Source organism: Acinetobacter sp. NCu2D-2, assembly GCF_001647675.1.
Classification (GTDB): Bacteria; Pseudomonadota; Gammaproteobacteria; order Pseudomonadales; family Moraxellaceae; genus Acinetobacter.
In genome coordinates this window covers 760,164-773,113 of the sequence record NZ_CP015594.1, presented here as the reverse complement: position 1 = coordinate 773,113, position 12,950 = coordinate 760,164, and the positions used below count along the sequence as shown (strand labels likewise).

General features: G+C 40.2%; 10 protein-coding genes. 3 read left to right on the top strand and 7 right to left on the bottom strand.

What is annotated here, in order from left to right; all coding sequences use genetic code 11:
- Positions 1-110: 110 nt before the first annotated feature.
- Positions 111-1,025, bottom strand: coding sequence for a sulfate adenylyltransferase subunit CysD (cysD, locus tag A3K93_RS03550; RefSeq protein ID WP_067729000.1), 915 nt, complete (start codon positions 1,023-1,025; stop codon positions 111-113).
- A 326-nt stretch (positions 1,026-1,351) separates the two neighbouring features.
- Between cysD and A3K93_RS03545 the strand changes: the two genes are divergently transcribed.
- Both A3K93_RS03545 and A3K93_RS03540 read left to right on the top strand, forming a co-directional pair.
- Positions 1,352-1,894 carry a hypothetical protein gene (locus tag A3K93_RS03545; protein ID WP_067728998.1) on the top strand — a complete coding sequence of 181 codons (543 nt, stop codon included), beginning with the start codon at positions 1,352-1,354 and terminating at the stop codon, positions 1,892-1,894.
- Between the two features lie 289 nt (positions 1,895-2,183).
- Complete coding sequence (locus A3K93_RS03540; RefSeq protein ID WP_067728996.1) at positions 2,184-2,819, top strand: YqiJ family protein; 636 nt, start codon at positions 2,184-2,186, stop codon at positions 2,817-2,819.
- Positions 2,820-2,868: 49 nt separating this feature from the next.
- Here A3K93_RS03540 and A3K93_RS03535 read toward each other — a convergent pair whose 3' ends face one another.
- Positions 2,869-3,636 carry a TorF family putative porin gene (locus tag A3K93_RS03535; RefSeq protein WP_081408507.1) on the bottom strand — a complete coding sequence of 256 codons (768 nt, stop codon included), beginning with the start codon at positions 3,634-3,636 and terminating at the stop codon, positions 2,869-2,871.
- Positions 3,637-3,869: 233 nt separating this feature from the next.
- Between A3K93_RS03535 and A3K93_RS03530 the strand changes: the two genes are divergently transcribed.
- Positions 3,870-4,898: an IS701 family transposase gene (locus A3K93_RS03530; RefSeq protein ID WP_081408506.1), complete on the top strand. Its 1,029-nt coding sequence runs from the start codon at positions 3,870-3,872 to the stop codon at positions 4,896-4,898.
- Positions 4,899-5,066: 168 nt separating this feature from the next.
- Here the strand turns inward: A3K93_RS03530 and sucD are convergent, their stop codons facing one another.
- From sucD to A3K93_RS03505, 5 genes are all read right to left on the bottom strand, one after another.
- Complete coding sequence (gene sucD / locus A3K93_RS03525) at positions 5,067-5,957, bottom strand: succinate--CoA ligase subunit alpha (RefSeq protein WP_067728989.1); 891 nt, start codon at positions 5,955-5,957, stop codon at positions 5,067-5,069.
- An 11-nt stretch (positions 5,958-5,968) separates the two neighbouring features.
- Positions 5,969-7,135, bottom strand: a complete 1,167-nt coding sequence (sucC, locus tag A3K93_RS03520; protein ID WP_067728987.1) for an ADP-forming succinate--CoA ligase subunit beta — start codon at positions 7,133-7,135, stop codon at positions 5,969-5,971.
- A gap of 174 nt (positions 7,136-7,309) precedes the next feature.
- On the bottom strand, positions 7,310-8,743 hold the full coding sequence (lpdA, locus tag A3K93_RS03515) for a dihydrolipoyl dehydrogenase (RefSeq protein ID WP_067728984.1): 1,434 nt from the start codon (positions 8,741-8,743) through the stop codon (positions 7,310-7,312).
- A 60-nt stretch (positions 8,744-8,803) separates the two neighbouring features.
- Positions 8,804-10,024: a 2-oxoglutarate dehydrogenase complex dihydrolipoyllysine-residue succinyltransferase gene (gene odhB, locus A3K93_RS03510; protein WP_067728982.1), complete on the bottom strand. Its 1,221-nt coding sequence runs from the start codon at positions 10,022-10,024 to the stop codon at positions 8,804-8,806.
- Between the two features lie 18 nt (positions 10,025-10,042).
- The gene (locus tag A3K93_RS03505) at positions 10,043-12,865 is read right to left on the bottom strand and encodes a 2-oxoglutarate dehydrogenase E1 component (RefSeq protein WP_067731658.1); all 2,823 of its coding nucleotides are present in this window, start codon (positions 12,863-12,865) and stop codon (positions 10,043-10,045) included.
- Between the last annotated feature and the right edge of the window lie 85 nt (positions 12,866-12,950).

Below are 12,950 nucleotides of genomic sequence, written 5' to 3'. Positions count from 1 at the left end.
TTGTAATCTTCAAATCCACCTAAATCCTCCTTTAATAAAGGAGGACTTGCCTCCGTTTCATTTGGGAGTTTCCCCTCTTTCTCAAATAGGGGGTTAGGGGGGAGATTTTCTTAGAAGTAACCTTCCTGCTTTTTCTTCTCCATCGAGCCTGCTTCATCATGGTCAATCATACGACCTTGACGTTCAGACGTTGTGGCAAGCAGCATCTCTTGGATAATTTCCGGCAAAGTTGTAGCAGTTGATTCAACCGCCCCTGTTAATGGGTAACAACCTAAAGTACGGAAACGTACCGATTTCATTTGTGGAACTTCACCTTCATGCAAACGCATACGCTCATCATCTACCATAATGAGTGTACCGTTACGTTCTACCACTGGGCGTTCAGCCGCTAGGTATAAAGGCACCAATTTAATATTTTCAAGGTAAATGTATTGCCAGATATCAAGCTCAGTCCAGTTTGACAATGGGAATACACGAATACTTTCGCCTTTGTTCACTTTACCGTTGTAAAGGTTCCAAAGTTCTGGACGTTGGTTTTTTGGGTCCCAACGGTGTTTAGAGTCACGGAATGAATACACACGTTCTTTGGCACGTGATTTTTCTTCATCGCGACGCGCACCACCAAAAGCAGCATCAAACTGATATTTATCCAATGCTTGTTTTAAGCCTTGGGTTTTCATAATGTCAGTATATTTTGAACTACCATAGTCGAATGGGTTTACACCCGCTTCACGACCTTCTTTGTTTTGGTGTACGATCAAATCAAAGCCATGTTCTTTGGCCATGTTGTCACGAAAGGCAATCATGTCTTTAAATTTCCACCCCGTATCTACATGTAGAAGTGGGAATGGCAACTTAGCAGGATAGAATGCTTTTAAGGCCAAATGCAGCATAACTGCTGAATCTTTACCAATTGAGTAAAGCATTACTGGGTTTTCGAACTCGGCAGCTACTTCACGGATGATATGAATACTCTCAGCTTCAAGCTGTTTTAGATGAGTAAGTCTTTCCTCATTTAACGACATGGACAACCTGCGAATTACACGTGTACTTATTACACTTTATAGAATTTATATACATTATAGTGATTTAGAATTCATAACGATTTCTTGTTTTATGATATTGATATATCAAAAGCTCATATAAAAATTCACTGATATGACCTATCAATTTTTATTAATCTGACATTTTCGCTTCATAAAAGTCGACATATAAAGTTATATGATCTGTATTTTTTATTATTTTTAATCAATAACTTCATATTAAAAAGCTCTAAACGAAATATTCAAAATATTAAATAAAATGCGTACAGTTTAAGCATCTATTTATGAAAGCAAAGTTGTGCCCCCCTATGCCTTATCATGCTTTAGACCTTGCCACCATTAAATCTCGCCTTGAAAAGGCAAATCTAGCAGGATTTATTTACCAACATCAACAACATATGCTGGTGTTACAACAACCTCTAAATGATGATGGCACGCCACTGAGCTTTTATATTCAACATGAAGTTACAGCGGATCAGCTCGGGCTTCAGTTTGCTCTGCGCTTAACGGAGCAAGGTCTCGAATTTGTATTGGGTGTTACGCATAGTAATCAAAATCCTCAGTATGAAATTGGTGCAGGTAATTTGCGTGGCGATCAAAAAGCATTTAATTTGCTCTATGCTTTTTATAATTATCCAAAAGCGTTCTATACGGTCAGTTGTGATCTATCCATTCATAGTCAAGGTCTTGAAGATGCTTTAGAAACACAGCTCTTTAGTCGACCCGAGTTAGCTTTTCTAGATCATGCAATAAAAACCAATCCAATGGGTGAGCAAGTCAAGTGGATGAAAGCATATATGTTGCAACAAGTACTTGATATGAAAGTTCGTATTCAAACCAGCTTACTTTAATTTTTGTTAGCATATTATTTAAGTATTGTCATTCGCTTTAATTAGGCCAGTAGGTTTATTAATATCAATAAACCTTTTAAATCCATTATTTCAACCATAAAAATCAATAACACTAGAAACACATGAATTTCAATATTTTATAAAAATAAATCCGTAAAATACCGTATTTTCAAGCCACCTTCTGTCTGAAATTAGTCTAAGTTTTGCTTACAAAACAACAATACAATGTTATCGTTTTAACCGTGAATTACTTTTTATATAAAAAACATAACAATAGAGACTTATTATAATGTGGGACCTCTTTACACATCCATCTAACATCATCTTTAGCATAAGCTTAAGTCTTATGTTGATGTTTGCAGCGTTAGAGTTTGTATTGATGATTCTTGGTGGCGGTTCACAACAACTTTTAGAGCATTTTTTACCTGAAGAAACTTCGCAAACTGAACAACAAATGCGCAAAAATGATGGTTTTTTCTCAAAACTGTTACGTTGGCTCTATCTTGGACGTGTGCCACTTTTCGTTTGGATGATTGTGCTTCTGACTTGCTATAGTTTGCTCGGTTTATTCATCCAATATCTCAGTAGTGTCATGATAGGCAAAGTATTTTCTGCTTGGATCATTTCACCACTCTGTCTAATTTTATGCTTACCTGTCGTGCGTTTTGTTGCGAGACGTACTTATAAATTACTCCCTAAACACAATCCTTCTGCCATGTTTAGTGAAGAACTGATCGGCTGCACAGCTACTATTGTACTTGGCAACACCAAACCACAAGAACCTGCTCAAGCAAAGGTGCGCGACAACAATGGTTATGTGCATTACATATTGGTTGAACCCGAGAATGATGAAGTTTTCCGTCAGGGTCAAACTGTATTACTTACACATAAAACATCAGAAGGTTTTCAAGCGATCGCAGCTTAAATTAAAAAAATGCGCCCGAACTAGGCGCATTCTTTACTATTTAGATCGCTTAAAATGATTTACTCAAACTAAATACAGCAGCGCCTTTCGCTGTTGCATCATCAGTTTTAAGATTGTTATCCACCCAAACCAATTCAGCACCCAAGCCTACAATTTCAGTATTGAGACCAATTTTGTAATCCCAATAGCCTTTTTGTGAGCCATTACCACCGAAAGCTGCTTCAAACTTTTCTTTATTTTCCATTAAGGTATAACCCACGCCACTCACAATGTTGAATTTTGGCGTTAATGGATATTGGTAACCCGCTTCAAAGTAATATTCCTGACCTGTTTTACCACTGTATTCAGGTGAATAATAAACACCCGTAGAGAGTTGGTCATCAGCCACTACTGCATTGGCATGATTATAAATGACTGCAAACTCATCATAGTCTGCATTTGCTTCATCATCCGCACCTGGATATTCGAAACGTGTGTAACTCACATCAAATGAGCCATTTTCTGAGACATCAAAGGCATAACCTAGGGTAAAGTCTGTTTCAATTGTTGTACCAATGTCTAAATCAACATTAGATGCCCATAGACTCGCATAAAGTCCTGATGCATGTTCAAGATTTAAAGCACCTTGTACCGCAATGTTATTACTGGTATTTGATAAACCACGGAAACGATAATCTGTTGCAAAGCTTAAATCGCCAGTTACAGTAATTTCTGATGCTGATGGCTCCTCATGTGCCATAACTGATGCAGAGAAAGACATTACCAATAATGCAGCTGCAACGGATTTTGCAACAGCTTTCACGTTTTGATGAGTCAAGGGCTTATCCTCATTGAAATCATATTCAAACTTTGAATTGACGAGATATAGTCAGAAATTTAGATGTACTTTTAGCAAATCCATGATCGCTGCTTATTTGTAATGATAATTTTTTACCAAAAGTTATATATCCACCTAAAATGTGCGCATATCTTACACATAAGTTTTTTACTATTCTAGGACTTACGCATTGACGGATTCAAAAAAGTCTCAAACTACTTTATAACGTATCTGTGATCAGACGAACTAAACATGCTTCTACAGCAACTTGTACATTACCCATTTATATGGGCTTTCTCATGACAGAACCAAACTCTATTAGCTGCACACAACTTGCCGAGACTTATAATATCTCGCATGACAGTGTAAATCGCTTTTTGGAGCGTGAAGACTACACAGCTCACGATCTATATCAAGAAGCAATTCAACACATTGATAATAATAAACTTATAGTCAGTATTGATGATACTGTTTTAGATAAGCCATATAGTCAACATATGGACTTAGTTAGCTATTTTTGGTCAGGTAAACACCACCGATCCGTCAAGGGTATTAATCTCATTACCTTGTATGCGACAGATCAACATGGCAAAAATATTCCAATTAATTTTCGAATTTATGATAAGTCAGAAAGTAAAACCAAGAATGATTACTTTATGGAGATGTTAAGTGAAGTACTCAATTGGGGTGCAAAGATTCAATTTATTACAGGTGATAGTTGGTATTCATCGACTGAAAATCTAAAAACCATAAGAAAACATGGTATTCGATTTATGTTTGGTGTCGACAGTAACCGTAAGGTTTCCCCTGAAAAAGGACAATGGTTTCAACTCCGTTTATTGCCGAATTTTCATCAGGGTCAAGTGGTCTGGCTCAAAGATGTTGGCTTTGTACAATTATTTAAGACTCAGTTAAAAGAACAGCAGAGATTTTATATTGTGCATCAAGATGAAGATGATTTATTGTCCTTTGATGGTTTTTATGAATTACATTCAAGTCATTGGAAAATAGAACAATATCATCGAGTAATTAAACAGGTTTGTCATATTGAAAAGTTTCAAGTAAGACGATCCAAGCTGATTTTGAATCATATTTTCTCAGCCTTGATGGCCTATGTTGAGATACAAAAGAACCAATTTGAGCGGATCTTTGAAAATGTATATCGTTGGCAGAAGAAATTATTTAGACCAATTATCAAGAACTTTATTGATGAATTTATTCTCGATAAGAATCATCTGCTGCCACAGAAAATCTATAAATAATAGTGCGTAAGTCCTATATTCATTCAATTTATCTATTGTTTTTACTTATCAGCTTAACCACTTTTTCACATATCTCCCTTCTTCACGATCTAAATCTGCTTTTATTTAATCACCCATTTTTTAGGCAATAAAAAAGCCTCCCTAAGGAGGCTTTTTAACATTTAGCTTTTAGACTAAACCTTTATCCTTTAATACGGCATACATGGTTGAACCCAATTCAGCTGGACTACGTGTGTATGCCATACCTGCTTTTTCAAAAGCTGCAAACTTCTCTTCTGCGGTTCCTTTACCACCCGAGATAATTGCACCTGCATGTCCCATACGCTTACCTTTCGGCGCTGTTACACCCGCGATGTAACCCACCACCGGTTTAGTCACTTCAGATTGGATATATTCAGCAGCCTCTTCCTCTGCGGTTCCACCAATTTCACCAATCATAATGATTGCTTCAGTTTCAGGGTCTTCTTGGAACAGTTTTAAGCAATCAATCTGGTTCATACCCGGAATTGGGTCTCCCCCGATACCAATACATGTCGACTGCCCAAGACCTAACTTAGTCGTTTGTGCTACAGCTTCGTACGTTAACGTACCTGAACGTGAGATAATCCCGATCTTACCTTTTTTATGAATGTGACCAGGCATAATGCCGATCTTGCATTCCTCAGGAGTAATAATCCCTGGGCAGTTAGGCCCGATCAGGCGTGCGCCATTGCCATAGGTTTCAAGATAACGTTTGGCTTTGAGCATATCCAACGTCGGCACACCCTCAGTGATCACCACGATCAGCTCAACACCTGAATCAATCGACTCAATAATCGAATCCAATACAAATGGCGCAGGTACATAAATTGAGGTTGCTGTCGCACCTGTTTCACGTACTGCTTCTTTCATCGTGTTAAAAACAGGTAGGTTTAGATGTTGTGTGCCACCTTTACCCGGCGTTACCCCACCAACAACTTTGGTGCCATATGCAATCGATTGTTCTGAATGGAATGTACCATTTTTACCAGTGAAACCTTGAACCAATACTTTTGTATCTTTATTAATCAGTACGCTCATGTGTGATCTCCTTATGCTTTTACTGCAGCAACAATTTTTTCTGCAGCATCAGCTAGACCATTTGCAGAAATCAATTTCAAACCAGATTCATCGAGTAATTTTGCCCCCAGTTCTGCGTTATTTCCCTCTAAGCGAACAACCACAGGCACTGTGACATTTACTTCTTGAACTGCTGCAATAATCGCTTCTGCGATCATGTCACAACGTACAATTCCACCAAAAATATTAATCAGGACACCCTGAACAGAGCTATCAGCCAAAATAATTTTAAATGCTTCAATTACACGCTCTTTGGTTGCACCACCACCGACATCCAAGAAGTTAGCCGGCTGACCACCGTACAACTTAATAATGTCCATGGTTGCCATGGCAAGACCTGCACCATTGACCATACAACCAATGTTCCCTTCTAAAGCCACATAGTTGAGATCAAACTCAGAGGCTTTTAGTTCACGTTCATTTTCTTGTGACTTATCACGAAGTGCTGCCACTTCAGGTAAACGATAGAGCGCATTTGAATCGATACCGACTTTGGCATCTACACAAAGAATCTCACCATTTTCACGTACTGAAAGTGGATTAATCTCAAACAATGCAAAGTCATTTTCAATAAATGCCTGATAGGCAGCGGTCATAATTTTGACAAACTGGTTAATTTGACCATCTTTTAAGCCCAACGCAAACGCAGTTTCACGCGCTTGGAATGGTAATAGACCAACTAAAGGATCCACTTCGACTTTAATAATTTTTTCAGGGGTTTCTTCTGCAACTTTTTCAATTTCGACACCACCTTCAGTAGATGCCATAAAGGTAATGCGGCGACTTGAACGATCAACCACTGCACCAAGGTACAGTTCACGTTCTACAGGATAGACATCTTCTGCAACTAAAATTCCGCTAACAGGTTGTCCTAAACTATCGGTTTGATAAGTCACTAAACGTGAACCAATCATTTGTTTGGCATATTCAGCTGCTTCATCCGCAGATTTAACAACTTTCACGCCACCTGCCTTCCCGCGACCGCCCGCGTGAACTTGGGCTTTTAAAACTGCAAATTTACCACCCAATTGCTCAAATGCTGCAACGGTTTCTTCGGCATTTGTGGCAAATACGCCCTCTTGAACAGGCATCCCATATTTCTTTAATAAAGCTTTGGCTTGATACTCGTGTAGATTCATTCAACAACCTTTTCTATTCTTACTTTGTTATGACTTCCCAAAACCCAGACATCCGTCAACGCAGCTTTGGTGCTAAAAATTAAAATATTTCTTATCATTATTTTTAGATGATTATTCATACAAAAACAACCACCAAATGCAAAAAGAGCGGCCTAAGCCGCTCTTTTTTTCAAATTACTTACGCTTACGTTGAATCGCGTGAATTGCACGACCATCCACTGCAAGCGCAGCTTCATGAACAACTTCAGAAAATGTTGGATGACCAAATGTCATTAACTGAAGATCTTCAACAGATGATACAAACTCAAGAGAGATCATACCTTGGTGAACGATATCAGAAGCATTTGGACCAATCACGTGCATACCGAGTAAACGATCAGTTTTTGCATCTGCAACAAACTTCACGAAACCAGCATTTTCGCCCGCAGCCATTGCACGACCGTTAGCAGCAAAGCCGAATTGACCAGTTTTTACTTCGTGGCCTTTTTCTTTCGCTTGCTCTTCTGTTAAACCTACCCACGCCGCTTCAGGGTGTGTGTAGATAACAGAAATAATTGTGTCATAGTTCACTTGAGCAGCATGACCGTGAATACGTTCAACAGCCATTACGCCTTCTTCCATTGCTTTATGTGCAAGCATTGGACCACGTACTAAGTCACCAATTGCGTATACGCCTTCAACCGAAGTTGCACACCAATCATTCACTTCAACTAAACCACGTTCAGTCAATTTAATGCCTGAATCTTCAGCCAATAAACCTTCTGCATACGCTTTACGACCTACACAAACGATCAACTTGTCGAAAGTTTGAGTTTTGTCTTCGCCGCCTTGGGTATATTTAACTGTCACTTCACGACCGTTAATTTCAGTGCCTGATACTTTCGCACCTACACGGATATCAAGACCTTGTTTAGTCAATACTTTTTGATAGTCTTTTGCCAATGCTTTATCAGCCATTGGTAAGAATGCATCCATTGCTTCAAATACAACAACTTCTGCACCAAGACGACGCCAAACTGAACCAAGCTCAAGACCGATAACACCCGCACCAATCACACCTAGACGTTTAGGTACTTCTTGGAATTCAAGCGCACCAGTTGAATCAACGATAAGGTCTTGATCGACAGGCGCAACAGGAATATTCACTGGCACAGAACCTGACGCAAGGATGACGTATTTAGGTTCTAAAATTTGAGTTTCACCTTCGTGAGAAACGAACTCAACTTTTTTACCTGCAAGCAGTTTACCTGTACCTTTTAACCATTCGATACCGTTACCTTTTAGAAGGCCGTCGATACCCATGGTTAATTGGTTTACGATTTTGTCTTTACGTGCAAGTAATTTTGCAAGATCAAACTTCACTTCACCTGTGGTAATACCGTGATCATCTAAGTGATGAACGGTATCTTCATAACGGTGAGAAGAATCAAGAAGTGCTTTAGATGGGATACAACCCACGTTTAAGCAAGTACCACCTAAAGATGGTTTACCTTTATGGATGCGTTTTTCGATACACGCAACTTTAAAACCCAATTGTGCAGCACGAATTGCAGCTTCGTAACCACCTGGGCCACCACCAATTACAACTAAATCAAATTGTTGAGACATTATTCTCTCCAAAAATGGGCTTAGAGGATCACTCTAAGCCCATGGATTTATTCTTTAGAATTAAAGGTCAAGGATCAGTTTAGCTGGTTCTTCTAACAATTCTTTAATTGTTACAAGGAAACCTACCGCTTCTTTACCATCGATTAAACGGTGGTCATAAGAAAGTGCTAAATACATCATTGGCAAGATTTCTACTTGACCATTCACCGCCATTGGACGCTCTTGAATTTTATGCATACCCAAGATTGCAGTTTGTGGCGTGTTTAAAATCGGAGTAGAAAGAAGTGAACCGAAAGTACCACCATTAGTAATGGTGAACGTACCGCCAGTCATATCTTCAATTGCAAGTTTACCTTCACGCGCTTTACCAGCGTATGCACGAATGCCGTTTTCAACTTCAGCATAGTTCATACGATCTGTATCACGAAGTACAGGTACAACAAGACCACGATCAGAAGATACAGCTACACCGATGTCATAGAAACCGTGATACACGATATCATCGCCATCAATTGAAGCATTAACAGCTGGGTAGCGTTTAAGCGCTTCTGTCGCTGCTTTTACGAAGAATGACATGAAGCCTAGACGTGCACCATGACGTTTTTCGAATGCATCTTTATATTGAGCACGCATTTCCATGATTGGTTTCATGTTGACTTCGTTAAACGTTGTCAACATTGCAGTGCTTTGAGTTGCATTAAGCAGACGTTCAGCAACACGTTTACGAAGACGAGTCATTGGAACGCGTTTTTCAATACGTTCACCAACAGCAACACTTAAAGGTGCCGCAGGCGCAGCTGCATCAGCTGGTTTCGCTTGGTGGTTTGCAACATCTTCTTTGGTGATGCGACCACCGCGACCAGAACCTTGAACGTCAGCAGCATTAATACCAGTTTCTGTTAATGCTTTACGTACTGCAGGCGCTTGGTCTGCAACTTGAGCGCGTTCAACGATTGGTGCATTACCTGCTTCTGTTTTTGCAGCAGCTTGTTCAACTTTCTCTTCAGATTGAACAGCTTGAGTGTTTGCAGCGCCAGATACAGCGCCTTCTTCAAACTGAGCAATCACTTCAGCTGAAAGTACAGTGTCACCTTCATTTTTAATGATTGATGCAAGCGTACCATCTGCAGGAGCTACAACTTCTAAAACAACTTTATCAGTTTCAATATCACAGATCACTTCATCACGTGATACAGCTTCACCTGGTTGTTTGTGCCAAGTTGCGATTGTTCCGTCTGCAACTGACTCTGGGAACACCGGTGCTTTAATTTCGGTTGCCATTACTTAGAATCTCCTGGATTATTCAGCATCGATCGCTAGAGCGTCGTTAACGAGCTGAGCTTGTTGTTTTGCATGCAAATATGGTGAACCACAAGCCGGTGCAGCTGAAGCTTCACGACCTGCGTAGCTAATACGAATCTGTTGACCAGATTTCATTACACCTTCGTATAAACGTGGCGCGATGAATAACCAAGCACCTTGGTTTTTCGGTTCTTCTTGAGCCCAAACAAGTTCAGTTACGTTTGGATATTGAGCAAGAACTTCAGCAAGACGTGCTTCTGGGTACGGATACAATTGTTCAATACGAACGATTGCTGTGTTGTTCAATTCTTTTTCACGACGTTTTTCAAGTAAGTCGTAGTAAACCTTACCACCACAAAGCACAAGACGAGTTACGTCAGACTTGTTGATGTTGTCGATTTCGTCGATCACAGTTTGGAATTTACCATTTGCAAGTTCTTCTAATGTAGACGTTGCAAGTTTGTGACGAAGAAGTGACTTAGGTGAAGTCACGATCATTGGTTTACGGATTGGACGAAGTGCTTGACGACGCATCGCATGGAAAATCTGCGCAGGTGTAGTCGGTGTAATCACTTGCATATTGTCTTCAGCACATAGCTGTAAGAAACGTTCTAAACGTGCAGATGAATGCTCAGGACCTTGACCTTCGAAACCGTGTGGAAGAAGCATGGTTAAGCCACACACACGTTCCCATTTGGTTTCACCAGATGAGATAAATTGGTCAATCACCACTTGCGCACAGTTTGCGAAGTCACCAAATTGCGCTTCCCAAATCACAAGGCTCTTAGGAAGAGTCGTTGCATAACCGTATTCAAATGCCAATACCGCCATTTCAGACAATAATGAGTCATAAATTGCAGTACGTGGTTGGTTTTCTTTCAAGTTACATAATGGAATGTAAGTCGAACCATCTACTTGGTTATGAAGTTTTGCATGACGGTGTGAGAATGTACCACGACCAACGTCTTCACCTGTTAAACGAACAAGGTAACCTTCATCTAAAACAGACGCATACGCTAAAGTTTCAGCAGCACCCCAGTTCAGTGGCATTTCACCAGTCTGCATTTTCAGACGGTCATCAATCACTTTAGATACTTGACGTTGCATTACAAAGCCTTCTGGAAGCTCACGCATTTTACGACCAAGTTCTTTTAAGCGTTCGATTGGGAATGAAGTATCCCACTCGTCTGTGTATTCGTGACCAAGGTATGGTGTCCAGTCCACAAACATTTTAGTGTTTGGCTCAAGAACAAGTGCATTGGCAACGTGGTTACCCGCTTCAAGATCTGAACGGTATTGTTCAACCATTGCGTCAGCAGCAGCACGATCCAAAATACCTTGTTGAACCAATTGATCAGCATAAAGCGTACGAGTTGTCGCTTTCTTAGTGATCACTTGATACATCATTGGCTGAGTTGCAGCAGGTTCGTCCGCTTCGTTATGACCACGACGACGGTAGCAGAACATATCGATTACAACATCTTTACGGAATGTATGACGGAAATCGTGTGCCAATTGAGAAACAAACAATACAGCTTCAGGATCATCACCGTTCACGTGGAAGATCGGCGCTTGGATCATTTTCGCGATGTCAGTACAGTATTCTGTAGAACGTGCATCACGTGGGTCAGATGTTGTGAAACCAACTTGGTTGTTCACAACAATGTGAACTGTACCACCCACTGTAAAGCCACGAGTTTGTGACATCTGGAAGGTTTCTTGGTTAACACCTTGACCTGCAAATGCTGCATCACCGTGAACGATGATTGGCAATACATCATCACCACCGATGTCTTTACGACGTACTTGACGCGCACGTACAGAACCTTCAACTACAGGACCTACGATTTCCAAGTGTGATGGGTTAAATGCCAATGCCAAGTGTACTTCGCCACCTGGAGTCATCACGTTAGATGAGAAACCTTGGTGGTATTTAACGTCACCTGAACCTTTTTTGTTCAGTGATTTACCTTCAAATTCACCAAATAGGTCAGCTGGGTTTTTACCCATAATGTTGACAAGAAGGTTTAAACGGCCACGGTGAGGCATTCCGATAACCACTTCTTTACAACCCACTGAACCTGCACATTGGATCAATTCGTTAACCATTGGGATGAATGATTCACCACCCTCAACACCGAAACGTTTCGCACCAACGTATTTGTTACCTAAGTATTTTTCTAGTCCTTCAGCTGCAGTTAAACGTTCTAAGACGTGTTTTTTCTGTTCTGCAGAGAAACCAAATTGACCGCGTGCACCTTCAAGACGTTGTTGAATCCAACGTTTTTCTTTGGTGTCCACAATATGCATGTATTCAGAACCTACTGTTGAACAGTAAGTTGACTCTAATGCAGCGACAATCTCAGCAAGTGTTGCTTCTTCTTTACCAATTGCAAGATTACCAGTATTGAATACGGTATCTAAATCAGATTGAGTTAAGCCGTGAGCGCTTAGTTCCAAATCATAGGCTTGTTCACGTTTTGCAAGACCTAATGGATCTAATTTCGCTTTTTGATGACCACGGTTACGATACGCAGCGATCAATTGTAAAACGCCGATTTGACGACGTTCGTGCTCAGAACTCACTGTTGCTTGAATAACAGGCTGAATACGGCTTGAGTTGCGACCTAGGAGAAGGAATTGCTCACGTACATTGCTGTGGGGTTGGTCACCTTTAGGGAATTTACCAAAGTATTCTTGCCAATCAGCACCCACTGAGTCTGGAGCCGTTAAATACTGCTCATAAAGTTCTTCAATATACGCTGCACTATCAGCGCTAAGTTCAGTGTCAAGACGCAGAGCGTCAGCAACTTCTTGCATTTGTGGACCCATTTCCTATTGCAAAAACATTTTCAGGATGCTTTTTAAGCAAAACCCAGGATTATTAATGTCAAATTGTAAAATG

Excerpts from the sequence above, each read along its gene's own strand:
- A3K93_RS03545 (WP_067728998.1), top strand. The coding sequence starts at position 1,352 with ATGCCTTATCATGCTTTAGACCTTGCCACCATTAAATCTCGCCTTGAA.
- sucC (WP_067728987.1), bottom strand. The coding sequence starts at position 7,135 with ATGAATCTACACGAGTATCAAGCCAAAGCTTTATTAAAGAAATATGGG.
- odhB (WP_067728982.1), bottom strand. The coding sequence starts at position 10,024 with ATGGCAACCGAAATTAAAGCACCGGTGTTCCCAGAGTCAGTTGCAGAC.
- cysD (WP_067729000.1), bottom strand. The coding sequence starts at position 1,025 with ATGTCGTTAAATGAGGAAAGACTTACTCATCTAAAACAGCTTGAAGCT.
- lpdA (WP_067728984.1), bottom strand. The coding sequence starts at position 8,743 with ATGTCTCAACAATTTGATTTAGTTGTAATTGGTGGTGGCCCAGGTGGT.
- A3K93_RS03540 (WP_067728996.1), top strand. The coding sequence starts at position 2,184 with ATGTGGGACCTCTTTACACATCCATCTAACATCATCTTTAGCATAAGC.
- sucD (WP_067728989.1), bottom strand. The coding sequence starts at position 5,957 with ATGAGCGTACTGATTAATAAAGATACAAAAGTATTGGTTCAAGGTTTC.
- A3K93_RS03505 (WP_067731658.1), bottom strand. The coding sequence starts at position 12,865 with ATGCAAGAAGTTGCTGACGCTCTGCGTCTTGACACTGAACTTAGCGCT.